The organism is Micromonospora sp. CPCC 205561, assembly GCF_036906775.1.
GTDB lineage: Bacteria > Actinomycetota > Actinomycetes > Mycobacteriales > Micromonosporaceae > Micromonospora.
The window spans coordinates 1-24,036 of the sequence record NZ_JBAKHV010000034.1; the positions used below are offsets into that span (position 1 = coordinate 1).

A 24,036-nucleotide genomic window follows, 5' to 3' on the forward strand; every position below is an offset into this window, starting at 1 on the left:
AGGCTCGCCCGGGGCCGAGCCGACGCGCCGGCCCCGGTCGGGCGGCCGCGCGGGTCAGCCGGCCGCCCGGCGGCGTCGCTCCCGGCGGGCGCCGACGACGCTCCACCCGATGGCGACGGCGAGCGTCAGCACCACCACCGCGAGGGTGAGCCAGACCGGCAGCTTCCCCACCGGCGTCTCGGCGAGGATCAGCTTGGCCCCCGCGAAGGCCAGCAGCACGGCCAGCCCGTAGCGCAGGTGGCCGAAGTGCCGCAGCAGCCCGGCCAGGCAGAAGTAGAGGCTGCGCAGGCCGAGCACCGCGAACGCCGTCGCTGTCCAGACCAGGAACGTGTCGGTGGTGATGGCCAGGATGGCCGCCACCGAGTCGATCGCGAAGATGACGTCGGTGGCCTCGATCGCGACCAGCGCCACCAGCAGCAGCGTGGCCCTGCGCCGGCCGTCGACCAGGGTGGTGAACCGGCCGCCGTGGTAGCGCGGCTCGGTGGGCACCAGCCGCCGGAAGGCCCGGACCGCGACGTTGCGGTCCGGGTCGACGTCCGGCTCACCCCGCACCGCGAGTCGCCACCCTGTCCAGATCAGGAAGGCGCCGAGCACGACCCCGGCCCAGGTCAGCCGCTCCAGCAGCTGCGCACCGGCGAAGATGAAGGCCAGTCGGAAGACGAGCGCCCCGAGCACGCCCCAGAAGAGGACCTTGTGCTGGTACGCGGCGGGCACCCGGAAGTATCCGAACAGCAGCGCGAAGACGAAGACGTTGTCGACCGAGAGCGCCTTCTCCAGCAGGTAGCCGGAGTAGTACGCCACGGCCGGCTCGCCGCCCCGCCAGAGCCAGACCACGAGGCCGAAGGTGAGCCCCGCGGTGATCCAGACGCCGCTCCACACCAGCGCCTCGCGCAGCTCGATCACGTGGTTGTCGCGGTGCGAGAGCATGTCGACGGCGAGCATGACGGCGATGACCGCGCTCACCGCCGCCCAGGCCCAGAAGGGCGCCGCGAACGTCGCCTCGTCCACCCGGCGTCCTCCGCATCCACGACGGCGGCTGCTGCCCGGCCGCGCCCCGGCCTCGGGCGCGACACCCGCGTCCCGGCGACGACCCGGGAACGCCTCCGTTGCCGAGCCTAGGCGAGCCGCCCACCGGCCGACGGCGGTCCGGCGAAGTCCGCGCCGAGGGCCGGTCCGCCCCGCCCCGACGTCGCGGCCCCGGCCGGCCGCCGCCGGGCGACGGGAGACGAGCCGTGCGGGACGGTCCCGCGCCTCGCCCACCGGCGACGCTACGGCCGTCGCGGCCCGGCGGATCAGGGCCGAGGGACCGCTCCGGCACGGCCGGACGGGCCGGCGCGGGACGGGTCCAAGGTCCCGGGTCGAGGGGGCCCGGTCGGCCCTGCCGGGCCCACGCCGGGGGGCGTCCAATGGAGATGCCACCGGGAAAGCGCGGTGCGAGGCACACGAAGGGACGTGGGGACGATGACCGCGACGAGTGAGCGGAGCACCGCCGGGACCGACACCGCGGTGGCGCAGCCCCGGCACGTCGCCGAGGGCGCCCGGGAGCGGGCCATCCGCTATGTCTTCGCCGGCATCCGGATCGCCCTCGGCTGGACCTTCCTCTGGGCGTTCCTGGACAAGCTCTTCGGCCTGGGGTACGCCACCGAGGCGAAGAACGCCTGGATCAACGGGGGCAGCCCCACCAAGGGCTTCCTGAGCTTCGGCGCGGCGGGCCCGTTCGCGGGCTTCTACCGCGGCATCGCCGGGGCCGCCTGGGCGGACGTGCTCTTCATGATCGGCCTGGCCGCGATCGGCGTGGCGCTGCTGCTCGGCATCGGGATGCGGGTCGCCGCCGTCGCCGGCGCGGCGCTCTACGTGATGATGTGGACGGTCGTCCTGCCTCCCGAGACCAACCCGTTCATGGACGAGCACCTGATCCACGCGGCGCTGCTGGTCGGCCTCGCGCTGGTCGACGCCGGCGCCACCCTCGGCCTGGGCGGACCGTGGGCGAAGCTGCCCGTCGTACGGCGGTTCCCCTGGCTGCGGTGACCCGGTCGACACCACCTGGGAGCGGGCGTCGCCACCGGTGACGCCCGCTCCCAGCCGCCCCGCCACGCCTGCGGCCCCCTCCCGCACCGCCCGCCGGTGCCCGCGGCCGCGTCCCGCCTGCCGGTGTGCCCGCGGCCGCGGCCCGGTGCGACCGGAGGCATCCTGGTCGGCCGGATTCCGGGACCGGCGTGCACCGGCCGGCGGCCGTCCGGCAGGATCTCTGGTGACCGGACATCAGTACCGAAGCGGCAGGAGACTCCCGAATGAACCAGGCAGCAGGCGCGGGCTCGGGCAAGCCCGAGGTGGGGCCGATCGAGGGCGCGCCGCCCGCCGATCTCGTCATCGACGACATCACCGTCGGCGAGGGGCCGGAGGCCGAGCCGGGGCAGTTGGTCAGCGTCCACTACGTGGGGGTGGCGCACTCCACCGGCCGCGAGTTCGACTCCTCGTGGAACCGGGGCGAGACGTTCGAGTTCCCGCTCGGCGGCGGACAGGTCATCTCCGGCTGGGACCGGGGCGTCGTGGGCATGCGGGTCGGCGGCCGGCGCCGGCTGACCATCCCGCCGCACCTCGGCTACGGCGACCGGGGCGCCGGCGGCGTCATCAAGCCGGGCGAGACCCTGGTCTTCGTCGTGGACCTGCTCGACGTCCGCTGAGCGGACGGCCGCCCGCCGGGCGGACGGCGAGGCGCTCGGCGCGCGGGTAGGCGAAGGCCCGCTCCGGCACGGGCGTGCCGGTGCCGGCTGACCGCCGGGGCCCGGGCCGGTGCGGATGGCGGAGAGCGCCGTCGGCACCGGCCCGCCCCGCGAAGCGGTGACCGTCTCGTTCCCGGCACCCACGGCCGCCACGGTCAGCCCCGGGTCAGCAGGGCACCAGTTCCCGCTCGGCGCACCGGTCGACGATCGGGATGACCCGGTGCAGGCCGGTCGCCCGCAGCACCCGCCCGACCACCGGGTCGGGGTGCAGCAGCACCAGCTCCCCACCCCGGGCGCGGACGCGCAGGTGCGCGGCGACCAGCGTCCGCAGCCCGGCGGCGGAGAGCAGGCGGACGCCGGAGAGGTCGAGCCGGAGCACGGGCCGGACCGGGGCGGCCCAGAGCGCGGAGCGGAACGCGGGGACGGTGGCGATGTCGATCTCCCCGACGGCCCGCACGTCCACCGCGTCGTCGGCCACACTCATCTCCACGTGGAGCCGGTCGTCGCGCTGTCCCATGCCCACGAATCTAGCCCCCGCCACCGACATTTCCGCCCTGCCCAGGGACCGGATCCGGGTACGCCCAGGGTCAGACCCGGGGGCTCCCCCGATCCCTCTCAGGGGGGATACGCGCCGCCTCGCCGGGATGACGTCGGCGGGCGAGAATGGGCCGATGGTCCCTCCCCGTCCCCGGGTGCCCCGGCTGATCCGTCCCGTCCGCGAACCCGCCACCGTCGCGCCGCCCCTCGACGGCCCGTGGGCGCCGGTCGACCGGCGACTCGACTCCGTCGAGCTGCTGCCCCTGCCCGACGGCGCGTCCGGCCCGGAGGACGTGGTCGTCGACCCGTCCGGCCGGGTGGTCAGCGGGACGGCGGACGGCCGGCTCTGGTGGTGGCCCGTGGACGCCGCGCCGGGAACCCTGCCCCGGCCGCTCGCCGAGACCGGCGGCCGACCGCTGGGCGTGGAGGTCGACCCGATCGACGGCAGCCTGGTGGTCTGCGACGCGTACCGGGGGCTGCTGCGGGTGACCGACGACGGGGCGGTGCGGGAGCTGGGCGGGGTGGGGGCGAGGGCACACCTGGCCGACAACGCCGCCGTCGCCCGCGACGGCACGGTCTACTTCACCGACTCGTCCGACCGGTTCCCGCTGTCGCACTGGAAGCGGGACCTGCTGGAGCACCGCCCCAACGGGCGGGTGCTGGCCTACGACCGGCGCAGCGGGCGCACCGACGTGGTCTGCGCGGGCCTCTACTTCCCCAACGGGATCGCGCTCACCCCCGACGAGTCGGCGCTGATGCTGGTGGAGACCGCCGCGCACCGGCTGGTGCGGGTCTCCCTGCCCGGCGGCGTGGTCACCGTGCTGGCCGACCTGCCGGCGTACCCGGACAACCTGACCGCCGTCGGCGACGGCACGTACTGGATCGCGCTGCCCAGCCCCCGGGTGCCGCTGGTCGAGCGGCTGCTGCCCCACCCGCGGCTGCGCCAGCTGGTGGCGCTGCTGCCGGCCGCGGCGCAGCCGAAGCCGCTGCGCTACGGCCTGGTCGCGCTGGTCGACGGCGAGGGACGGGTGCTGCGCAGCCTGCACGGCCCGCGCGGCGGATACGACATGATCACCGGCGTACGCCAGCACGGCGGCCGGCTCTGGCTGGGCACCCTCACCGGCCGCGCGGTCGCCCGGGTGCCGCTGGCCTGAGCCCACGTCGACCCCGGCCCTGAACGGCCGGCGCGTCCGGACCGGCCGGAGCGGCCGGAGCGGCCGTCTGCGGCAGGGCGCCTGCGGGACGGGGCGCTCACGTCCGGGACCGGTCCGCGTGGCGGCGGACCGGTCCCGGGTGTGCGTACCGTCGGTCAGCCGCCCCGGACGGACGGCGCCGGCGCCGGCGAGCCCCCGGCCACCGCCCCCGGGTGCGGGACCGCCGACGGCGCCGGCCCGAGCGCGGCGGGCACCGGCAGCGCGCTGCCCCTGACGAACTCGGCCCAGCCGACGTTCCACGCCGTCCAGCCGTTGCCCTCGCCGAGCGGCACCTCGGTGCCCTTGACGGTGACCAGGTCGCCGACCTGGGTGACCCCCATCAGCCAGTCCGCGGCGGCGGCGGAGACGTTCGTGCACCCGTGCGAGACGTTGGTGCTGCCCTGGTCCCCCTCCGACCAGGGCGCGCCGTGGATGAACTCGCCGCCCCAGGTCAACCGCTGGGCGTCCTCGACGTCGACCACGTAGGGATCGGCCGACCCCCGGGTGTCGAACGTCGTCTGCTGGTGCTTCTCCATGATCACCATCTTGCCGCTGGAGGTCGGCGTGCTCGGCTTGCCGAGGCTGACCGGGATCCTGCGGACCACCTTGCCGTCGCGCAGCACCGACATCTGCTTGGTCGAGTTGTCGATCTCCAGCGCCACCTGCCGGCCGATCCGCGAGGTGGCGGTGCGGTCGGAGTCGCCGACGTGGTCCTTGCCGATCGGCAGCCCCTCCAGCCCGGCCCGCACGCTGATGGTGGTTCCCGGACGCCAGAAGTCGGGGGCCCGGTAATAGGCCTGACTGCCGTCGGAGACCCACGACCAGACACCCGGCTGGGGCGGGTCCGTCTTCACGAACAAACGGCGCTGCACGTCGGCCCTGGCCTCTTTCGGAATGGGCGGGTCGAAGGCGACGCTCACCGGCATGGCGGTGCCGTACGTCCGTTTACCGGCGAAATACAGGGTGCTGGTGATCTGCGGCTTGTTCGATTTCGGCATCGTGGTGAAGGTGGTCTTCCTGGTGGTGGTCGTCCCCGCGTCGCCCGTGGCCGTCACCTCCGCGGTGTAGGTCCGTCGCGGCTGCAGGGCAGTCGACGGTACCCAGGCCGAGCCGTCCTCCCGGGGCTCCGCCGCGACCCGCGCGCCCTTGTCGTCGGTGATCCGGACGGCGGTGACCTTCCCGTTCCTGACCGCGGTGCCCACCTCGGCGGTGACCGGCACCTCGCGGGAGCGGTCGGCGGGTGTAACGGTCAGTTCCGGGGCCGCCACCCGCCCCTGCGCGGGCCGGGCGTCCGGCTCACGGTCGGCGGTGCACCCGCCGAGGGCCAACGGCGTGGCCGCGATAGTCACGGCCAGCACCGTCAGTCGCCGCCTCAACTTCATGATGCGTCCCCCCGTTGATTGGTGTCCCTGGGCCACATTCTCTCCACTCCACGCGGGACCGGATCGCAATTTCCACGGAATCGGCGCGTCAATTGCGGGAAGCAATTACCGGACTGCACCGGGATATGGGTGTCCGTCCCCGCCTACCGAATCGCGCCCGGTTCCGTCCGCCCGCTGTCGTCGTGGCCCGGCGTGCCGCTCCGTCCCGGTTGCGGGCGTACGGGCGGTTCCGGCCCCGAGCGGGCCCGCCTCGGCGAATTCACGTCCGGTCGTGGTGGCCGTGGTTGCGTTCCCAGCGGCCGCCGACCGGCGGGGTGTCCATCCGGATGGCGGCGTCCGCGTTGCCGGCCAGGTCGTTCTCCTCGACCCGGCAGTCCACACACCTGCCCCGCTCCGTGATCCACAGACCGTGGTTCTGTCGGCTCGGGTCCCGGTTGTCCCAGATCCGGTTGTCCCGGATGGTGGCCGAGTCGACGGTCGCGTTGATCGCGATACCGGCGCGCACCGGCGGCCCGGCGGGCAGCTCGTAGCGGGTCCCCGGATGCGGCGTGCCCCCGCTCCACCCGCTGTGGGAGTCGGGCCGGATGGGCGCGAGGGTGAGTTCCGTGTCGTCGTTGGCCGCCACCACGGCGATCCGGGCACCGACCCGCAGCACCTTGCCCCGGTGACCGTCGTTGGGCCAGGTCGCCCGCCGGTCCACCACCGACTTCTCGGTGTACCGCACCGAGTCGCCCTGCCCGCTCGTGGCCGGCGCCCACTGCCGCCCGTTGTTGCGGATCCGGTTGCCGACCACGATCGCGTCGCGCAGCGGGCGGTCGATGCGGATCGCGTCGGCGCTGTTGCCGTAGAAGTCGTTGCTCTCGATGACGATCTCCTCGGCGACGTGCTCCTCCGAGCCGCCGAGGTCGCGCTGGTGGTAGCCGTACCGGCCGTTGCCGCTGATCCGGTTGCCGCGGATCGTGTACGGGCCGGGGGTGTCGCCGATGCTGACCCCGTCGCGCAGGTTTCCGTCGATAACGCAGTCGGTGAGGATGCCGCCGCGCCCGGCGGTGTGCGTGGTGCCCTTCGCGGAGACGTGGAAGCCCGCCTCCAGGTTGCCGGTCATCGTGCAGGCGGAGACGATGAGGCCGTTGGCCCCCCAGTCGGAGATGCCGAAGCGGTTGCCCTGGGCGTGGCAGCCGATGATCCTTATCCCGCGCGGACGCAGGTGGTCCGCCTCCTGGAGCTCCAGGAAGATGCCGTTGGTGGCGTTGCCCACCGCGCTGCAGTTGACGACGTTGAACCGCTCGACGCTGCCCCAGCCGCCGACGCCGACGCCGATGCCCGCGCCGCCCATCTCCGTGCCGTTGTCCAGCCGTCCGCACCCGACCACCAGCACCCCGTCGATCAGGCAGTCCTGGAGGAAGTCGCAGCCCAGGCCGGTGGCGGCGGTGTGGTGGATGTAGAGGTTGCGGAAGACGCCCCGCACGACGTACTGCAGGCCGAGGCCCTTGGCCAGCGGGTTGTAGTCCGCCGACGCCACCTCCGAACCGTCGATCTCGAAGTCCGCGAAGGTGCAGTCGGCCAGGTGCCGGTCGCGGTCGGCGCCGTGCAGGAGCGTGGTGTGGAAGGCGAGCGGCGCGGGGTCGGCCCGGTTGCCGGCGTTGCTGAGCACGAAACGGGTCGCGCCCGGTCCCGCCCCGACGAGCGACACCCCGCTGCGCCACACGGTGCCCGCGTTCCGCATCGAGTAGACCCCGGGCGGGCAGTAGATGATCCGGACCCGGCCGTCGGCGGCGTACGCGTCGCCCAGCCGGTCCACCAGCGCGGCCAGGGCCGGCTGGTCGTTGCTCGCCCCGTCGCCGGTCATGCCGTGCTCCCGGGCGTCGCAGAGCAGCGGGGCACCCGCGACCGGGTGGCGGCGCACGCCGCCGGCGGAGGGCATGTGCAGGTCGGTCACCTCGTCCTCCCCTCGGCGAGACTGCCCGGCCCGCGTTCCCGGCCCCGGCGCGGGGAAACGCGGCCCGCGACGGCGACGGCCCCGGCCCGCCGGGTGGCGGGCCGGGGCCGTCGTGGCCGGGGTCAGGAGTTCGCGATCAGCAGCGCCGGCCGCTCGACGCAGTCGGCGACGTGCCGCAGGAAGCCGCCGGCCACCCCGCCGTCGCAGACCCGGTGGTCGAAGGTCAGGCTGAGCTGGGTCACCTTCCGCACCGCGAGCTGCCCGTCCACCACCCAGGGCTTGTCCACGATCCGTCCCACCCCGAGCAGCGCCGCCTCCGGATGGTTGATGATCGGGGTGGAGCCGTCCACGCCGAAGACACCGTAGTTGTTGAGCGTGAACGTGCCGCCGGTCAGCCGCGCCGGCGCCAGCGTGCCCGCCCGGGCCGCCGCGGTGGTCGCGGCCAGCTCGGCGGCCAGTTCCGCGGTGGTGAGCCGCTGCGCGTCGCGCAGCACCGGCACGACCAGCCCCCGGTCGGTCTGGGCGGCGATGCCCAGGTGCACCCCGGCGGACTGGACGATCCGCTGGCCCTCGGTGTCGACCCGGGCGTTGAGCTGCGGGTACCGGCGCAGCCCGGAGAGGCAGATCCGGGCCAGCAGGGCCAGGACGCCCACCGGCGCGTCCGGGGTCGCGGCGTTGATCGCCGCGCGGGTCTCCAACAGCGCGGTGGCGTCCACGTCCACCCAGATGGTCACCTCGGGGATCTCCCGCCGGCTGCGGGAGAGCTTGTCGGCGATCGCCTTGCGGATGCCGGTCAGCGGAACGACCAGATCCTCCCCGCCGGAGGGCGCCGGCGTCGCGGCCTCGTCCGGCACCGCGGCCAGCCGGGCGGCCGGCGTCGCCGCCTGGGTCGCCGCGGCCTCCACGTCCGCCCGCCGCACCACGCCGCCCGGGCCGGTGCCCCGCAGGGCGGCCAGGTCGACGCCGTGCTCGCGGGCCAGTCGGCGCACGATCGGCGAGATGACCAGGGGTGCCGCCGCGCCGGGCGCCTCGGCGACCGGGGTCGCCGGCACCGGGGCGGCCGGGGCGGGTTCGGGGGCCACCGCCAGGCGGGGCCGGCGCCGCCGCCGTCCCGCGCCGCCGTGGCCGGTGCCGTACCCGATGAGGACGTTGCCGGAGCCGGCGCGCTCCTCCTCGCGGTAGGTGGCGTGCCCGGCGGGCTCCGCAGCGGCCGTGCCGTCCGCGGCGAGCGGCGCGATGGTGATCAACGGCTGGCCCACGGGGCGCGTCTCGCCCGCCGCGCCGTGCAGGGCCACGACCCGCCCGGCGTACGGGCAGGGGACGTCGACCACGGCCTTGGCGGTCTCCACCTCGACGACGCTCTGGTCCACCGTGACCACGTCGCCCACGGCGACCCGCCACTCGACGATCTCGGCCTCGCTCAGCCCCTCGCCCAGGTCGGGCAGGAGGAAGACCTGCGTCCCGTCCACGGTGGTCACGCCGCGCTCCCCCGGTCCAGCCAGCGCTCGTCGGGCTGGTCGTCCCACTGGAGCCGGGCCACCGTGTCGAGGACCCGGTCCACCGAGGGCAGGTGGGTGTGCTCCAGCATCGGCGCCGGGTACGGGATGTCCAGGCCGGACACCCGCAGCACCGGGGCGTGCAGGGCGTGGAAGCAACGCTCCTGCACCCGGGCGGCGATCTCGGCGCCGACCCCGGCGAAGCCCTGGGCCTCCTGGATCACCACGCACCGGCCGGTACGCCGCACCGAGGCGGTGACGGTCTCGTCGTCGAACGGCACGACGCTGCGTACGTCCACGACCTCCAGGTCCCAGCCCTCCTCACGGGCGGCCTCGGCGGCCTCCAGCGCGACCGGCACCGCCGGCCCGTACGCGACGAGGGTGGCGTCGCGGCCGGCGCGGCGCACGACCGCCCGGCCGATCGGCGCGGTGCTGGCCGGCAGCTCCGCCTGGGCGCTGGAGAAGTAGAGCTTCTTCGGCTCCATGAACACGACCGGGTCGGGATCGTCGATCGCCTGGCGCAGCAGCGAGTACGCGTCCTCGACGGTGGCCGGGGTGACCACCTTCAGGCCGGGGGTGTGCGCGTAGTACGCCTCGCTGGAGTCGCAGTGGTGCTCGACGCCACCGATGCCGCCGGCGTAGGGCACCCGGATGACGATCGGCACGCTGAGCGCGCCCCGGGTGCGGTTGCGCAGCTTCGCCACGTGCGAGGCGATCTGCTCGAACGCCGGGTACGCGAACGCGTCGAACTGCATCTCGACCACCGGGCGCAGCCCGGACATGGCCATGCCGACGGCGAAGCCGACGATGCCGGCCTCGGCGAGCGGCGTGTCGAAGCAGCGCTTGTCGCCGAAGCGGGCCTGGAGGCCGTCGGTGATCCGGAAGACGCCGCCGAGCGCGCCGACGTCCTCGCCGAAGACGACCACCCGCTCGTCTTCGAGCATCGCGTCGGCGAGCGCCGCGTTGAGCGCCTTCGCCATGGTCAGGGTCGCCATCAGCGCTCACCCTCCTCGTCCTGGGCGGCGGCCAGCTCGGCGCGGACCTGCTCGCGCTGCTCGACCAGCTGCGGGGTGGGCTCGGCGTAGACGTGATCGAAGAGGCTCAGCGGGTCGACCGTCGGCTGCGCGTTCATCCGGGTGCGCAGGTCGGCGGCGTACGCCTCGGCCTCCTCGGCGACCGCGGCGACCCGCGCGTCGTCGAGCGCGCCGCGGGCCCGCAGGTAGGTCTCCAGCCGGGCCACCGGGTCGCGGTCCCGCCACGCCTCGACCTCGGCGCCGTCGCGGTAGCGGGTGGCGTCGTCGGCGTTGGTGTGCGCCTCCATCCGGTAGGTGTGCGCCTCGACCAGGAACGGGCCCTTGCCGGAACGCGCGTGCTCGACCGCGCGGGTGAGCACGGCCAGCACGGCCACCGGGTCGTTGCCGTCGACCTGCTCGCTGGGCACGCCGTAGCCGACGCCCTTGTACGCCAGCGACGGCGCGGCGGTCTGCCGGGACAGCGGGACGCTGATCGCGTACTTGTTGTTCTGCACGAAGTAGACGACCGGGGCCTTGAACACGGCGGCGAAGTTGACGCCCTCGTGGAAGTCGCCCTCGCTGGTCGCCCCGTCGCCGATGAACGCCAGCGCGACGGTCTCCCGCCCCTGGTACGACTCGCCGTAGGCCAGCCCGGCGGCGTGCACGCACTGGGTCGCCAGCGGGGTGCACTGCGGGGCGGTGTGCCGGGCGGCGGGGTCGTACCCGCAGTGCCAGTCCCCGCGCAGCAGGGTCAGCACCTCTACCGGGTCGATGCCCCGGGCGACCAGCGCCATCGACTCACGGTAGGTCGGGAAGACCCAGTCCGTGTCGCGCAGGGCGAGGACGGCGCCGACCTGGCAGGCCTCCTGCCCGCGCGAGGACGGGTAGACCGCCAGCCGGCCCTGCTTGGTCAGGGCGGTGGCCTGGACGTCGAAGCGGCGGCCGACGATCATCCGCCGGTACATCTCGACGAGCGCCTCGACGGGCGGCTCGGGGTAGTCGGCGGGGGCCGGCAGCGGCGTGCCGTCCGGGTCGAGCAGGCGGACGGGCTCGGTGGCCGGGAGCAGCGGCTTGGCCGGGTCGGGCGGGGTGGCCGCCCGGCGGTTGCGCGGGGATGCCCTGCGGACCGCCTGGGGTGTGGTCGTCACGGCGGGACCTCCTGGACGTGTGGTGGGCCTATGCTCCTGCTGTCGGATGATTGACTCAAGATCCGGGCCAAACGCGGGACGGACGGCATGCAAAGGGCGGCACAGTGAGCCAGGAGTCCGGTGGCGCAGCGGAGCCGGCGGCCGGAACGGGACGTTCGGCGCGAGCGCTGGACGAGGTCGACCGGCGGATCCTCGACGAGCTGGTCCGCGACGGGCGCACCTCGGTACGCACCCTCGCCGAGCGGATCCACATCTCCCGCACCAACGCGTACGCCCGGGTGGAGCGGCTGCTGCGCGACGGGGTGATCAGGGGCTTCCGGGCCCAGGTCGCGCCCGAGGCGGCGGGGCTGGGCACCTCGGCGTACGTGGCGTTGAAGATCGAGCAGAACACCTGGCGCGAGGTGTCGGCGGAGCTGGCCCGGGTGCGCTACATCGAGCACGCCGCCCTGCTCGGCGGCGACCACGACGTCCTCGCCCTGGTCCGGGCGCCGGACAACGCCACCCTGCGCGACGTCGTGCTGGGCCGGGTGCAGAGCATCGCCGGGGTGCTCTCCACCCGCACGTGGCTGGTGTTCGAGGAGTTCGACGGCGAGCGCAGCCCGTGGCGCTGAACCGGCGCGGCCGGCGGGCTCAGCGCTCCGGCGGAGCCTCCAGCCCCTCCCGGTCGGCCAGTTCCAGCAGCGGTTGCAGGGAGAAGCGCCGGTCGTCCAGGCCCGCGTGCGGGTCGCCGCGCCGGGCGAACCGGGCGGGCATCGTACGCACGTCGAAGTCCTCCGGCCGGGCGTCGTCCAGCTCCGACCAGTCCAGCGGCGCGGAGACCAGCGCCCGCGGGGTGGGGCGGATCGAGTACGCCGAGGCCATCGTGTGGTCCCGCGACATCTGGTTGTAGTCGATGAATACCGGCCGGTCCCGCTGCTCGCGCCACCAGGTGGTCGTCACCAGCTCCGGCAGCCGGCGCTGCATCTCCCGGCCCAGTGCCAGCACCGCCCGGCGGCAGTCGCCGAAGCTCCACCGGGGCTCGATCGAGAGATAGACGTGCAGGCCCCGCCCGCCGGTGGTCTTCGGATGCCCGGTCAGGCCCAGCTCGGCGAGGAACGCGCGCACCTCGTGGGCCACCGGCACCACCTGCTCGAAACCCACCCCCGGCATCGGGTCGAGGTCGATGCGGAGCTGGTCGGGCCGCTCGACGTCGCCGGCGGAGACCGGCCACGGGTGGAACCGCAGGGTGCCCAGGTTGGCCGCCCAGATCACCACCGCCAGCTCGCTCGGCGCGATCTCGTCGGCCGTACGCCCGCTCGGGAACGTGATGTGGGCGGTACGCACCCACTCGGGCGCCCCCGCCGGCAACCGCTTCTGGTAGAAGGCGTCGCCCCGGTTGTCCTGCCGGGTGCCGATCTTCGCCCCCGGGAACACGCCGCGCGGCCACCGCTCCAGCATGGTCGGCCGGTCCCGTAGGGCGCGCAGGATGCCGTCGCCGACGGCCAGGAAGTAGGACACCACGTCCCGCTTGCTGAGCCCGAGCTCGGGGAAGTACGGCTTGTCGGGGCTGGAGAGGCGGACCAGCCGCTCCCCCACCCGAATCTCCTCGGCCGGCGTCGCCACGCCCACACCGTAACCCGCCCACCCACCCGACACCCCCCGTCACACCACCCCGCGCCCCGCGCCCCCGCGCCTCACGCCTCACGCCTCGCGCCCCGCGCCCCGCGCCCCGCGATCTTGCACTTTCAGCCCTCGGTTCGAGCGACATGTCCGCTTCGTGCGGGCGCGAAGTGCAAGATCGCGGGCGAGGCAGGGCGGGACGCGGGCAGGGAGCGGGGGGGCAGGGAGCGGCGGGGCAACGCCGGGTGCGGGCTGGGGCGGCGGGCGGTGGCGCTGCGGCGCTGGCGGCGGACGTCACACCTGTGGGCTACGGTCCGGGCACGGCGGGTCACCACGGGCCGGGGCGTCGCGGCGCGAGGGGTCGTGGCGAGGGGTTCGTGGCGAGGGTGCGCCGCCGGGGGTGGCAGCGCGGCCGGTGCGTCCACCGACGCCACCGCACCGGTGCTCCGCCCCCACCCCACCTCGGATATCGGCACTCGACGGACCTGGAGGTTCACCGGCAATGGCGACGTACGCGCTGATTCCCCCCGCGGCCAGCGGGCCGTGGTACTGGCACCTGCTGGCGCAGCAGTTGCGTGACCGCGGGCACGACGTGGTGGCGGTCGACCTGCCGTGCGCCGACGACTCGGCGGGGCTGGCGGAGTACGCCGACGCCGCCGTCCGGGCCGTCGGGGACCGTGGCGACCTGGTCGTCGTCGCCCAGTCGTTCGGCGCGTTCACCGGTCCGCTGGTGTGCGAGAGGGTCCGCGCGGACCTGCTCGTGCTGCTGACCCCGATGGTGCCCGCCCCCGGTGAGTCGCCGGGCGAGTGGTGGAGCAGCACCGGTCACGCGCGGGCGAGGCGGATCCAGGCGGAGCGCGAGGGCTGGACGGCGGAGCAGGACCAGGACCCGGACGTCGTCTTCTTCCACGAGCTGCCGCCATCCCTGGTCGAGCAGGTTGTGGCGAACGCCCGGGACCAGTCGGGGACGCCGTTCGAGAAGCCCTGGCCGCTCGCCGCCTGGCCGGGGGTGCCGACCCGGGCGCTGCTCTGCCGGGGCGACCGGTTCTTCCCGATCGACTTCCTGCGGAAGCTGGTGTCGGACCGGCTGGGCGTCGTCCCCGACGAGATGGACGGCGGGCACCCGGTGGCCCTGAGCCGGCCGCGGGAGCTGGCCGACCGCCTGGAGGAGATCCGGCGCGAGGTCTGCGGGACGACGCGGCGGGGCTGACGCGTCCCCGGCGGGAGGCCTGCGGACCGCGGCGGGGTTGAGGGGTCCCGGCGGAGGCTGCGGACCGCGCAGCCGGGCCGAGCGGTCCCCGGCGGGAGGACGCGCGGTTACCCGGGGCTGGGTGCGGGTAGGGGTTGCCGCATGGCGGAACTGGCGACCCTGTGGATCGTGCGGCACGGCGAGAGCACGGCGAACGTGGCGGCGACGGCGGCCGAGGCGTCCGGCGCCGAGTCGATCGACCTGACCCACCGCGACGCCGACGTGCCGCTGAGCCCGACCGGCGAGGAACAGGCCCGGGCCACCGGGCGGTGGCTGGCCGGGCTGCCCGAGGCCCGCCGGCCGGACGTGGCGGTCGTGTCGCCGTACCTGCGGGCGGTGCGGACCGCCGAGCTGGCCCTGGCCGGCACCGGGATCCCGGTCAGCCGCGACGAGCGGCTGCGCGACCGGGAGCTGGGCATCCTCGACGGAATGACCGGGCGCGGGGTACGCCGGCGGTACCCGGACGAGGCGGCCCGCCGGGACCGGCTCGGCAAGTTCTACTACCGGCCCCCGGGTGGCGAGTCCTGGACGGACGTGGCGCTGCGCCTACGCGCCCTCCTCGGCGACCTGCGCCGCGACCACGAGGGCCGGCGGGTGCTGCTGTTCGGCCACGACGCCCTGGTCTTCCTGACCCGCTACCTCGTGGAGGGCCTCACCGAGACGGAGCTGATGGCGCTGACCCGCGAGCACGTCATCGCCAACTGCTCGATCACCGGCTGGTCCGCCGGAGACGACGGCCGGCTCACCCCGGACGTGTTCAACGACGTCGGTCACCTGCGTGAGCAGGGTGCCCGGCCGACCAGGGAGGACGAGGTCCATGCCGAACCGGTCTGACACCCGGGTGATCACCCCCGGCCTGCTGCGGGACTGGGCGCTGCCCGTGCCGACCGGCGGCAAGGAGGCCCGGGGCACGGTGCTGGTGGTGGGCGGTTCGCGGTTCACCCCCGGCGCGGTGCTGCTCGCCGGCGTGGCGGCGCTGCGGGCCGGGGCCGGCGTGCTCCAGCTCGCCGCCGCCGAGTCGACCGCCGCCGCGCTGAGCATCCAGGTGCCCGAGGCGCTGGTGGTGGGGCTGCCGGAGACCCCCGACGGCGCGGTCGCGGGCCGGCCCGGGGAGCTGCTGGGCAACCTGGTGGCGGAGGCGGACGTGGTGGCGCTCGGCCCCGGTCTCAAGGACATCGACGAGACCGGTCGGCTGCTGCGCGTGGTGCTGGACTCGGCCGGCCGGGGGACGGCGCTGGTGCTCGACGCGTACGCCCTGGGGGCCCTCAGCCACGCCCCGGACCTGCTGGTCGGGTCCGGGCGGCCGGTGGTGCTCACCCCCAACCTCACCGAGGCCCGGCACCTGCTCGGCCGGGACCCGGGCGACGACCTGGACGCCGAGTCGGCCGAGCTGGCCCGCCGCTACGACGCGGTCGTCTCCCTCTACGGCCACATCGCCACCCCCGACGGCCGGGGCTGGCGGGAGGAGAGCGGCGACGCCGGGCTGGGCACCTCCGGCAGCGGGGACGTCCGCGCCGGGTTGCTGGCCGGCCTGCTGTCGCGCGGCACGGAACCGGCGCAGGCCGCGTGCTGGGCGGCGTTCGCCCACGCGGTGAGCGGCCAGCGGCTGGTGCCCCAGTTCGGCCGGATCGGGTTCCTCGCCCGGGAGCTGCTCGACGAGATCCCGCACACCCTGGCGACCGTCTGACACCTTCCGCCCGGCCCCACCGGAGGGCGTAACGCCACCCGACGCCGCGACGCTGGTGGATGTGGAGGCGTGCGTCCCGCCCGCCTCCCGCCGGTCGCCTCCCGCCAGGGGGCGCTCCCGGCTGGAACAGCCCCCTGGGAGTCTGTGTGAAGAACCTCCGTCGCAAGACACTGGCTGCCGCGTCCGCCGTGACGCTCGGTGTCGGCCTCGTCGTCACCGGCGGGCTGGCCCCGGCGGCTTCGGCCGCGGGCCCGGACACCACTTTCCTGGTGCTCGCCCCGCAGGGCGCCGGCACCGACCGGGCGGCCGCCCGCGTGGCCGCCGCCGAGGGCACCGTGGTGGCCAGCTACGACCAGATCGGCGTGCTCGTCGTCCGGTCGGCCAACCCCGCCTTCGTCACCGACGTGGCGGGCGCGGGCGTCGACTCGGTGGCCTCCACCGCCGGCCTGGGCACCGCCCTCGACGAGGGCGCGACCCTGGAGGTCCCGGCGGCCGGGGCGGCCGGTACGACCGCCGACCCGACCGAGGAGCCTCTCTACGGTCAGCAGTGGGACCTGCCGATGATCGACGTCCCGCAGGCCCACGCCGTCAACGCCGGCCGCGCCGACGTGGTGGTGGGCGTGCTGGACAGCGGCATCTCCTCCAGCCACCCCGATCTGGCCAGCCAGATCGCGAAGGACAAGAGCACGTCCTGCATCGGCGGGGTCCCCGACACCACCGAGGCCGCCTGGAACCCGACCACCTCCGACCACGGCACCCACGTGGCCGGGACCATCGCCGCCGCCGTCAACGGCGTCGGGGTGGCCGGGATCGCCCCGGGCGTCAAGGTGGCCGCCGTCAAGGTGGTCAACGACGGCGGCTACATCCTGCCGGAGGCCGCCGTCTGCGGCTTCATGTGGGCCGCGGAGCAGGGCATGCGGCTGACCAACAACAGCTACTACATCGACCCGTGGCAGCTCAACTGCCGCAACGACCCCCGCCAGCGTCCGGTGTGGCAGGCGATCCAGCGGGCGTTGCGCTACTCGCAGAGCAAGGGCGTGCTGCACGTGGCGTCCGCGGGCAACTCCAACTTCGACCTCGCCCACAAGATCACCGACACGGGCAGCCCGAACAACGGGACGCCCGAGGAGCGCAGGAACCTCACCAACGCCTGCCTCGTCCTGCCGGGCGAGGCGCCGGGCGTGGTGACGGTGTCGGCGGTCGGCCCGACCGGGGAGAAGAGCTACTACTCCTCGTACGGGCAGGGCGTGGTCGAGGTGACGGCGCCGGGCGGCGACACCCGATTCCGTACGCGGGGCGCCAGCTCGACCCCCACCGACGGCATCCTCTCCACCACCTTCAACACCGCCACGAGGACCAACGGCTGGGGCTACAAGCAGGGCACCTCGATGTCCTCGCCGCACGCCGCCGGCGTGGCCGCCCTGGCCGTGTCGGCGCACCCGGGCATGACCCCCGGTCAGCTGTCGGCCTTCCTGGCGAACACCGCCGAGTCGATCCCCTGCCCCGGCGGCGTCTACAACCCGGTGCCGCTGATCGCGGCCGGCCCGAACGCCTACGACGCGACCTGCTCCGGCGGCAAGCGCAACGGCTTCTACGGCGCCGGCATGGTCAACGCGTACAACGCGGTGCGGTAGCGCACGGCACGACCCGTGGTGGGGCCCGGCGGTGATCCGCCGGGCCCCACCCGTTTTCGCTGCTCACACCGGGGGTACGGGAGGAGGCGTCAGACGAGCCGAGGAGGTCAACGGTGTCCACCGATGCCATCGTGCTGTTGAAAGAGGACCACAAGGAGATGCGCCGCCTGTTCAAGGCCTTCCAGGAGGCCGAGGAGGGCCCGGCGGCGCGGCGGCAGAAGCTGGTGAACGAGATCCTGGAGGCGCTCACCGTCCACACCTACCTGGAGAACGAGGTGATGTACCCCGAGGTCCGCAAGCTCCTGCCGGACCTGGAGGACGACATCCTCGAGTCCTACGAGGAGCACCACGTCGCCGACGTGCTCTGCGCCGAACTGTTCGCCATGGACGCCGCCGACGAGCGCTTCAACGCCAAGACCACGGTGCTGATCGAGAACGTCCTGCACCACGTCGAGGAGGAGGAGCAGGAGTGGTTCCCCAAGGTCCGCGAGGCGCTAGGCCGTAAGCAGCTCCAGGAGATCGGCGAGCGGATGATCGAGTTGCGGGCGGACGCGCCGCGCAAGCCGACCGACCCCAAGGCGATCAAGAAGTCGCTGGACGCCGTGACGGCCTGAACGGACGAGACCCGGGCCCCGGCACGCCGGGGCCCGTCGTCATGTCGGCGGCGCGGGCAGGATCCGCCGCGGCGCCGGGGGCCCGCCGCGGGGCCGCCACTCCCGTGGGTAGCCCACCGACACCTCCTCGAAGCGCACCCCGTCGTGCCAGGTGGTCCGGGGGATGTGCAGGTGGCCGTAGACCACGGCGGCGGCGTCGAAGCGCAGGTGCCAGTCGGCGGTGGACTCCGTGCCGCACCACTGGGCGAAGATCGGGTAACGCAGGACGCGGGTCGGCTCGCGCAGCAGCGGCCAGTGGTTGACCAGCACCGTCGGCATGCCCGGCTCCCGCTCGGCGAGTCGCCGCGCGGTCTCGGCGACCCGGGCGGCGCACCACGCCGACCGGCTCGGGTACGGGTCGGGATGCAGCAGGAACTCGTCGGTGCAGACGACCCCCGTCCGGTACGCCTCGGCCAGCGCCGCCTCGGGGGTGTCGAACCCGTCGGGGCGCCAGCTGTGGTCGTAGAGCAGGAACAGCGGCGCCACCAGCACCGGGCCGCCCCGACCCCGCCACACCGGGTACGGGTCCTCCGGCGTCAGCACGCCCAGCCGTCGGCAGACGTCGAGCAGGTGGGCGTAGCGCGCGGTGCCCCGCAACGTCACCGGGTCGGACGGGGGCGTCCACAGCTCGTGGTTGCCCGGCACCCAGATCACCCGCGCGAAGCGGTGACTCAACAGCCCGAGGGCCCACTCGACCTGGGCCGCGGTGTCCCCCACGTCCCCGACGACCAGCAGCCAGTCCCGCGGCGACCCGGGGCGCAGCCCCTCGACCACCGCCCGGTTGTCCCGGTGCCCGACGTGCAGGTCGCTGATGGCGAGCAGGCTGCCATCCTCGCCGTCCTCCCCCGCCATGCGGCTGATCCTAGGCAGCGGCGCGCGCGGCCGCGAGGCCTGCGCCGCCGACGGTGGCCCCCCGCGAGCCGCCGCCGGGCCCGCGAGGGCTCAGTCCCCGGAGCCCGGCTCGGCCATCCTGCGGTGCTGCGCCGCCTTGAGCTTGTCCGGGACGATCTTGCCGGCGGCGGTCTGCACCTTGTTGAGCAGCGAACCCGCGGTCACCGTCTGGTCGCCCCGCAGCATCGCCGCGAAGCCCTGCTCGGCCACGGTGCGCGGGTCGTCCTTGCGCCCCGAGCCGACCCGGGTGTCCTCCATCTCCGCACGGGCGAAGAACTCCGTGTCGGTCGGGCCCGGCATCAGGGATGTCACCGTCACCCCCGTGTCCTTCAGCTCGTTGCGCAGCGCTTCCGCGAAGGACTGCACGAACGACTTCGAGGCGTTGTAGACGGCCTGGAAGGGACCCGGCATGGTGGCGGCGATCGACGAGGTGAACAGGACCCGTCCGGTGCCGCGCCGGACCATGCCGGGCAGCAGCAGCTTTGCCAGGTGCACCGTAGAGCGCACGTTGAGGTCGACGACGGCCAGCTCGTCCGCGAGCGAGGTGCCCCCGACGAACTCCCCGCCGGCGCCCCGCCCGGCGTTGAGCGCCAGCGCGTCGACCGGGCGGCCGGTCGCCGCCACCGCCGCGGCCAGCTCCTCGACCCCCTCGGCCCGGGTCAGGTCGACCCGGACGGGATGCACCCGCGGCCCGCCGTCGCGTCGCAGCCGCTCCGCCACCGTGACGATCCCCTCGTCCTCGGCGGCGATCAGCAGGTCGTACCCGTGCTCGGCGAACTGGACCGCCAGCTCGTAGCCGATGCCGCTGGACGCGCCGGTCACCACGGCCGACGGCCGGTCCGTGCCCGATGTGCTCATCTGCTCGCCACTCCCCTCGTCGACGGGCGGCCCCGCGCGCCGTGGCCGTCCCGGGTGTGTTGTTTCCCGGTTCGGGCCGGTCAATCCCCCGATCCCCCACATCGACCCCCGCCCGCTCGCCGGGTCCCGCCGCACGGGCGAGGTGGGCCGGGCCAGGCGGACCCGCTAGGATCGGCACCGGGCCGTGACTGGCGCGTGGGGATGGAGAACCATCGGGAAGCGGTCCCGTCATGAGGACGCATGCCGAGCGCCTGGGCCTTCCGCACGTCACTGGAGGTCGCATGTCGTCGCCGAACGCCGAATCCACCGCTTTCCGCAGCGCCCTCGAGGTGATCCGCGCCGTCGAACCGCGGGTGGCCGACGCCATCGGCGCCGAGCTCGCCGACCAGCGCGAGTCGCTCAAGCTGATCGCCAGCGAGAACTACGCCTCCCCGGCGACCCTGCTGACCATGGGCAACTGGTTCAGCGACAAGTACGCCGAGGGCACCGTCGGCCGTCGCTTCTACGCGGGCTGCCAGAACGTCGACACCGTCGAGGCGCTCGCCGCCGAGCACGCCCGGGAGCTCTTCGGCGCCGCCCACGCGTACGTGCAACCGCACTCCGGCATCGACGCCAACCTGGTGGCGTTCTGGGCGATCCTGGCCGACCGGGTGGAGTCGCCCGCGCTGAAGAAGGCCCAGGTGCGGCAGGTCAACGACCTCACCGAGGCGGACTGGTTCGCGCTGCGCCGGGAGCTGGGCGACCAGCGGATGCTCGGCATGTCGCTGGACGCCGGCGGTCACCTCACCCACGGGTTCCGGCCGAACATCTCCGGCAAGATGTTCGACCAGCGCAGCTACGGCACCGACCCGGTCACCGGCCTGGTCGACTACGACAAGGTCGCCGAGGCGGCCCGCGAGTTCAAGCCGCTGATCCTGGTGGCGGGCTACTCGGCGTATCCCCGGAAGGTCAACTTCCGGATCATGCGGGAGATCGCGGACTCCGTCGGCGCCACCTTCATGGTCGACATGGCGCACTTCGCCGGCCTGGTCGCCGGCAAGGTCTTCACCGGCGACTTCGACCCGGTTCCGCACGCGCACATCGTCACCACCACCACCCACAAGTCGCTGCGCGGCCCGCGCGGCGGCATGGTGCTCTGCCAGCCGGAGCTGGCCGACCAGGTCGACCGGGGCTGCCCGATGGTGCTGGGCGGTCCGCTGCCGCACGTGATGGCCGCCAAGGCCGTCGCCCTCGCCGAGGCCCGCCGCCCCGACTTCGCCGACTACGCCCAGCGGATCGTCGACAACGCGCGGGCCCTCGCCGAGGGGCTGCTGCGCCGGGGCGGGAAGCTGGTCACCGGCGGCACCGACAACCACCTGGTGCTGATCGACGTCTCCGGCTACGGGCTGACCGGCCGGCAGGCCGAGCAGGCGCTGCTCGACTCCGGCATCGTCACCAACCGCAACTCGGTGCCGCAGGACCCCAACGGCGCCTGGTACACCTCCGGCATCCGGGTCGGCACCCCGGCGTTGACCAGCCGCGGCCTGGGCACCGCCCAGATGGACGAGACGGCCGAGCTGATGCACACCGTGCTCAGCCAGACCAGGCCGGGCGTGAACCCCGACGGCACCCCGTCCAAGGCCAAGTACGTCCTCGACGCCGCCGTCGCCGAGCGGGTCGGCAAGCAGGCCGCCGACCTGCTCAGCGGCTTCCCGCTCTACCCGGCCGTCGACCTCGGCTGATCCGGCGTCCGCCCCGACGCCCCCGCCCGGCCCCGCCCGGACGGGGGCGTCGCCGTCCCGCCCGGCCACCGGCCCCGCACCGGCGGGCCGACCCGCCGGTGCACGGGCGAGGGCAGGACCGTCGGACGCGACCCAAGCGGCGGGGAACGCCCGTACCGGGGTTCGTGCCGAGCGGGCTCAGCGGTTGCGGTGGCGCCGGGCGCGTAGGCGGTGCAGGACGTCGGTGCCGCCCCGGCCGAAGTGGTCGTGCAGGGCGCGGTACTCGGCGTACAGCTCGTCGTAGACGGCCGCCCGGGCGGGGTCCGGCTGCCAGGTCTCGCGCCGGGCGGCGCCCATCGCCGCAGAGGCGGTCGGCACGTCCGGGTACGCCCCGGCGGCGACCGCCGCGTGGATGGCCGCGCCGAGCGCCGCCGGGTGCGCGGAGTCGACCACGTGCAGCGGCCGGCCGATCACGTCGGCGTAGACGCGCAGCAGCAGCCGGTTGCGGGTCAGCCCGCCGGCCACGGTCAGCTCGTCGACGTCCACCCCGGCGACGGTGAACGCGTCGACGACGGTCCGGGCGCCGAAGGCGGTGGCCTCCAGCAGCGCCCGCCAGATCTCCTCCGGCCGGGTGGCCAGGGTCAGCCCGACCAGTACGCCGCTGAGCTCGTGGTCCATCAGCACCGAGCGGTTGCCGCTGTGCCAGTCCAGGGCCAGCAGCCCGTGCCCGCCCACCGGCTGGTCGGCGGCGAGGGCGTCGAGCAGCTCGTACGGGCTCAGCCCTCGGCGGCGCGCCTCGTCGGCGTAGCCGGCCGGCAGGGCGGCGCGGACGTACCAGGCGAAGATGTCGCCGACCCCGCTCTGCCCCGCCTCGTAGCCCCAGGCCCCGGTGGTGACGCCCCCGTCGACCACGCCGCAGACCCCGGGCACCTCGCGGTACGCGTCCGCGTTCATGATCAGGCAGGTGGAGGTGCCCAGCACCGCCAGCATCCGGCCGGGCTCGACCGAGCGGGCCGCCGCCGCGGTCACGTGCGCGTCGATGTTGCCGGCCGCGACGGCGACTCCCGCCGGCAGCCCCGTCCACCGGGCCGCCTCGGCGCTCAGCCCGCCGGCCCGGGCCCCCAGGGGGACGAGCGGGCCGTCGATCCGCGCCAGCAGCCCGTCGAGGCGGGGGTGCAGGGCGCGCAGGAACTCCGCCGACGGGTACCGCCCGTCCTGCCGCAGCCCCTTGAAGCCGGCGGCGGAGACGTTGCGGGTCTCCCGGCCGCAGAGCTGCCGGACCAGCCAGTCGGCGACCTCGACGAAGCGCTCCGCCCGGTCGAAGACCTCCGGATCCTCCTCCAGCACCTCCAGCGCCTTGGCGAGCTGCCACTCGGCGGAGACCCGGCCGCCGTAGCGGGGCAGCCAGCTCTCGCCGCGCGCGGCGGCGACCTCGTTGATCCGGGCGGCCTGCCGCTGGGCCGCGTGGTGCTTCCACAGCTTCGGGTACGCGTGCGGCCGGCCGCCCAGCTCGGGCAGCTCGCACAGGGGCGTGCCGTCGGCGCGGGTGGGCAGCAGCGTGCAGGAGGTGGCGTCGACGCCGATGCCGAGCACCTCCCCGGGGCGTGCCCCGGCGGCGCGCAGCGCGGCGGGCACCGCGACGCGGAGCACCTCGCGGTAGTCGTCGGGGTGCTGCAACGCCCAGTCCGGCGGCAGCGGCGTCCCGTCGGGCAGCCGCTCGGTGAGCACCCCGTGCCGGTACTCGTGCACGGCCTCGCCCCGCACGGCGCCGTCGGCGACGTCGACCACGACCGCCCGGCCGGAGAGGGTGCCGAAGTCGACCCCGACGACGTACCGGGCCGCCCCGGCTGCCGGCTGCGTCACCGCTCCTCCTCCCGCCGCGGCGCGCCGGGGCCCGGGCGGGCGGCCGATCGGCGGCGGCGGGGGGAAACGCTAGCAACACGGGGGTGCGGACGGCACACCACCGGCGGCCGCGGCCCGGCCGTTCGGAGGGTGCGTGCCCGCCGGGGTCGCGGCCCGGGCGGGCCGGGTGGCTCAGGCGACGGGCCGCTTCAGGTGGTAGCGGTGCACCTCGGTGCTGCCCTGGACGTTGTTCACGTCCTCGGCGGCGGAGACCAGCTCCCAGCCCTCCCGGCCGGCCCGGTTGAGGTGCGCGATCGCCGTGTCGCCGTACGCGGTGATGTCCCGACGGGAGCCGTCCGGGCCGTACCAGGTGAAGCTGACATGAAAGTTGCGGCCCTGCCCCTGATAACGGCGGACCAGCAACGCGTACTCCCAGGCGACCATGGTGTCCATTATGGTTGTCCATCCAGGACGGCGGAACTCGGGTCGTCG

At 74.8% G+C, this 24,036-nt stretch carries 22 protein-coding genes and 1 riboswitch; of the genes, 10 read left to right on the forward strand and 12 right to left on the reverse strand.

Annotation, left to right across the window (positions count from 1 at the left end; genetic code table 11):
• Positions 1 to 54: 54 nt before the first annotated feature.
• Positions 55 to 1,008, reverse strand: coding sequence for a TerC family protein (locus V6V16_RS18285; protein WP_334563610.1), 954 nt, complete (start codon positions 1,006 to 1,008; stop codon positions 55 to 57).
• Positions 1,009 to 1,452: 444 nt separating this feature from the next.
• Here V6V16_RS18285 and V6V16_RS18290 point away from each other — a divergent pair, with 444 nt between their 5' ends.
• Positions 1,453 to 2,028, forward strand: a complete 576-nt coding sequence (locus V6V16_RS18290; protein WP_334563612.1) for a hypothetical protein — start codon at positions 1,453 to 1,455, stop codon at positions 2,026 to 2,028.
• Between the two features lie 263 nt (positions 2,029 to 2,291).
• Positions 2,292 to 2,684, forward strand: a complete 393-nt coding sequence (locus tag V6V16_RS18295; RefSeq protein WP_334563614.1) for an FKBP-type peptidyl-prolyl cis-trans isomerase — start codon at positions 2,292 to 2,294, stop codon at positions 2,682 to 2,684.
• Between the two features lie 205 nt (positions 2,685 to 2,889).
• On the opposite strand, the gene V6V16_RS18300 is transcribed toward V6V16_RS18295, so the two are convergent.
• The gene (locus V6V16_RS18300; protein WP_334563616.1) at positions 2,890 to 3,240 is read right to left on the reverse strand and encodes an STAS domain-containing protein; all 351 of its coding nucleotides are present in this window, start codon (positions 3,238 to 3,240) and stop codon (positions 2,890 to 2,892) included.
• A 154-nt stretch (positions 3,241 to 3,394) separates the two neighbouring features.
• On the opposite strand from V6V16_RS18300, the gene V6V16_RS18305 reads away from it, so the two are divergent.
• On the forward strand, positions 3,395 to 4,414 hold the full coding sequence (locus V6V16_RS18305; RefSeq protein ID WP_334563618.1) for an SMP-30/gluconolactonase/LRE family protein: 1,020 nt from the start codon (positions 3,395 to 3,397) through the stop codon (positions 4,412 to 4,414).
• A 155-nt stretch (positions 4,415 to 4,569) separates the two neighbouring features.
• Here the strand turns inward: V6V16_RS18305 and V6V16_RS18310 are convergent, their stop codons facing one another.
• The 5 genes from V6V16_RS18310 to pdhA form a co-directional block, all read right to left on the reverse strand.
• The gene (locus V6V16_RS18310) at positions 4,570 to 5,835 is read right to left on the reverse strand and encodes a L,D-transpeptidase (protein WP_334563619.1); all 1,266 of its coding nucleotides are present in this window, start codon (positions 5,833 to 5,835) and stop codon (positions 4,570 to 4,572) included.
• Between the two features lie 259 nt (positions 5,836 to 6,094).
• Complete coding sequence (locus V6V16_RS18315; protein WP_334563720.1) at positions 6,095 to 7,759, reverse strand: right-handed parallel beta-helix repeat-containing protein; 1,665 nt, start codon at positions 7,757 to 7,759, stop codon at positions 6,095 to 6,097.
• Between the two features lie 137 nt (positions 7,760 to 7,896).
• The gene (locus V6V16_RS18320) at positions 7,897 to 9,252 is read right to left on the reverse strand and encodes a dihydrolipoamide acetyltransferase family protein (RefSeq protein WP_334563620.1); all 1,356 of its coding nucleotides are present in this window, start codon (positions 9,250 to 9,252) and stop codon (positions 7,897 to 7,899) included.
• The gene (locus V6V16_RS18325) at positions 9,249 to 10,265 is read right to left on the reverse strand and encodes an alpha-ketoacid dehydrogenase subunit beta (RefSeq protein ID WP_334563622.1); all 1,017 of its coding nucleotides are present in this window, start codon (positions 10,263 to 10,265) and stop codon (positions 9,249 to 9,251) included. The genes V6V16_RS18320 and V6V16_RS18325 overlap by 4 nt, the downstream gene beginning before the upstream one ends.
• Complete coding sequence (gene pdhA, locus V6V16_RS18330) at positions 10,265 to 11,431, reverse strand: pyruvate dehydrogenase (acetyl-transferring) E1 component subunit alpha (protein ID WP_334563624.1); 1,167 nt, start codon at positions 11,429 to 11,431, stop codon at positions 10,265 to 10,267. The genes V6V16_RS18325 and pdhA overlap by 1 nt, the downstream gene beginning before the upstream one ends.
• A 104-nt stretch (positions 11,432 to 11,535) precedes the next feature.
• Between pdhA and V6V16_RS18335 the strand changes: the two genes are divergently transcribed.
• Complete coding sequence (locus tag V6V16_RS18335) at positions 11,536 to 12,042, forward strand: Lrp/AsnC family transcriptional regulator (RefSeq protein WP_334563626.1); 507 nt, start codon at positions 11,536 to 11,538, stop codon at positions 12,040 to 12,042.
• 19 nt (positions 12,043 to 12,061) lie between these two features.
• Here V6V16_RS18335 and V6V16_RS18340 read toward each other — a convergent pair whose 3' ends face one another.
• On the reverse strand, positions 12,062 to 13,033 hold the full coding sequence (locus V6V16_RS18340; RefSeq protein WP_334563628.1) for a DNA polymerase domain-containing protein: 972 nt from the start codon (positions 13,031 to 13,033) through the stop codon (positions 12,062 to 12,064).
• A 499-nt stretch (positions 13,034 to 13,532) separates the two neighbouring features.
• Here V6V16_RS18340 and V6V16_RS18345 point away from each other — a divergent pair, with 499 nt between their 5' ends.
• The 5 genes from V6V16_RS18345 to V6V16_RS18365 all read left to right on the forward strand — a co-directional run bounded on the left by V6V16_RS18345 (position 13,533) and on the right by V6V16_RS18365 (position 18,214).
• Entirely contained in the window at positions 13,533 to 14,240 is a 708-nt protein-coding gene (locus tag V6V16_RS18345) for an alpha/beta hydrolase (RefSeq protein WP_334563631.1), read from the forward strand.
• Between the two features lie 141 nt (positions 14,241 to 14,381).
• Entirely contained in the window at positions 14,382 to 15,113 is a 732-nt protein-coding gene (locus V6V16_RS18350; protein ID WP_334563633.1) for a histidine phosphatase family protein, read from the forward strand.
• Positions 15,097 to 15,966, forward strand: coding sequence for an NAD(P)H-hydrate dehydratase (locus tag V6V16_RS18355; protein ID WP_334563635.1), 870 nt, complete (start codon positions 15,097 to 15,099; stop codon positions 15,964 to 15,966). The genes V6V16_RS18350 and V6V16_RS18355 overlap by 17 nt, the downstream gene beginning before the upstream one ends.
• A gap of 146 nt (positions 15,967 to 16,112) precedes the next feature.
• Positions 16,113 to 17,600, forward strand: a complete 1,488-nt coding sequence (locus V6V16_RS18360) for a S8 family peptidase (RefSeq protein ID WP_334563637.1) — start codon at positions 16,113 to 16,115, stop codon at positions 17,598 to 17,600.
• 113 nt (positions 17,601 to 17,713) lie between these two features.
• Positions 17,714 to 18,214, forward strand: coding sequence for a hemerythrin domain-containing protein (locus tag V6V16_RS18365; protein ID WP_334563638.1), 501 nt, complete (start codon positions 17,714 to 17,716; stop codon positions 18,212 to 18,214).
• Positions 18,215 to 18,253: 39 nt separating this feature from the next.
• Here the strand turns inward: V6V16_RS18365 and V6V16_RS18370 are convergent, their stop codons facing one another.
• Both V6V16_RS18370 and V6V16_RS18375 read right to left on the reverse strand, forming a co-directional pair.
• A complete protein-coding gene (locus V6V16_RS18370) occupies positions 18,254 to 19,105 on the reverse strand; it encodes a metallophosphoesterase family protein (protein WP_334563640.1) in 852 nt (283 codons plus the stop codon).
• A gap of 90 nt (positions 19,106 to 19,195) precedes the next feature.
• Positions 19,196 to 20,002, reverse strand: coding sequence for an SDR family NAD(P)-dependent oxidoreductase (locus tag V6V16_RS18375; protein WP_334563642.1), 807 nt, complete (start codon positions 20,000 to 20,002; stop codon positions 19,196 to 19,198).
• Positions 20,003 to 20,176: 174 nt separating this feature from the next.
• Positions 20,177 to 20,266, forward strand: a riboswitch (ZMP/ZTP riboswitch).
• A gap of 17 nt (positions 20,267 to 20,283) precedes the next feature.
• Between V6V16_RS18375 and V6V16_RS18380 the strand changes: the two genes are divergently transcribed.
• Complete coding sequence (locus tag V6V16_RS18380; protein WP_334563644.1) at positions 20,284 to 21,723, forward strand: glycine hydroxymethyltransferase; 1,440 nt, start codon at positions 20,284 to 20,286, stop codon at positions 21,721 to 21,723.
• Positions 21,724 to 21,900: 177 nt separating this feature from the next.
• Here V6V16_RS18380 and araB read toward each other — a convergent pair whose 3' ends face one another.
• On the reverse strand, positions 21,901 to 23,565 hold the full coding sequence (gene araB / locus V6V16_RS18385; protein WP_334563646.1) for a ribulokinase: 1,665 nt from the start codon (positions 23,563 to 23,565) through the stop codon (positions 21,901 to 21,903).
• Positions 23,566 to 23,736: 171 nt separating this feature from the next.
• Positions 23,737 to 23,997, reverse strand: a complete 261-nt coding sequence (locus V6V16_RS18390) for a hypothetical protein (protein WP_334563648.1) — start codon at positions 23,995 to 23,997, stop codon at positions 23,737 to 23,739.
• Between the last annotated feature and the right edge of the window lie 39 nt (positions 23,998 to 24,036).

Coding starts and splice junctions, on each gene's coding strand:
- V6V16_RS18370 (WP_334563640.1), bottom strand. CDS start 19,105: ATGGCGGGGGAGGACGGCGAGGATGGCAGCCTGCTCGCCATCAGCGAC.
- V6V16_RS18380 (WP_334563644.1), top strand. CDS start 20,284: ATGTCGTCGCCGAACGCCGAATCCACCGCTTTCCGCAGCGCCCTCGAG.
- V6V16_RS18295 (WP_334563614.1), top strand. CDS start 2,292: ATGAACCAGGCAGCAGGCGCGGGCTCGGGCAAGCCCGAGGTGGGGCCG.
- V6V16_RS18390 (WP_334563648.1), bottom strand. CDS start 23,997: ATGGACACCATGGTCGCCTGGGAGTACGCGTTGCTGGTCCGCCGTTAT.
- V6V16_RS18305 (WP_334563618.1), top strand. CDS start 3,395: ATGGTCCCTCCCCGTCCCCGGGTGCCCCGGCTGATCCGTCCCGTCCGC.
- V6V16_RS18300 (WP_334563616.1), bottom strand. CDS start 3,240: ATGGGACAGCGCGACGACCGGCTCCACGTGGAGATGAGTGTGGCCGAC.
- V6V16_RS18350 (WP_334563633.1), top strand. CDS start 14,382: ATGGCGGAACTGGCGACCCTGTGGATCGTGCGGCACGGCGAGAGCACG.
- V6V16_RS18375 (WP_334563642.1), bottom strand. CDS start 20,002: ATGAGCACATCGGGCACGGACCGGCCGTCGGCCGTGGTGACCGGCGCG.
- V6V16_RS18315 (WP_334563720.1), bottom strand. CDS start 7,759: ATGCCCTCCGCCGGCGGCGTGCGCCGCCACCCGGTCGCGGGTGCCCCG.
- V6V16_RS18310 (WP_334563619.1), bottom strand. CDS start 5,835: ATGAAGTTGAGGCGGCGACTGACGGTGCTGGCCGTGACTATCGCGGCC.
- V6V16_RS18355 (WP_334563635.1), top strand. CDS start 15,097: ATGCCGAACCGGTCTGACACCCGGGTGATCACCCCCGGCCTGCTGCGG.
- V6V16_RS18325 (WP_334563622.1), bottom strand. CDS start 10,265: ATGGCGACCCTGACCATGGCGAAGGCGCTCAACGCGGCGCTCGCCGAC.
- V6V16_RS18345 (WP_334563631.1), top strand. CDS start 13,533: ATGGCGACGTACGCGCTGATTCCCCCCGCGGCCAGCGGGCCGTGGTAC.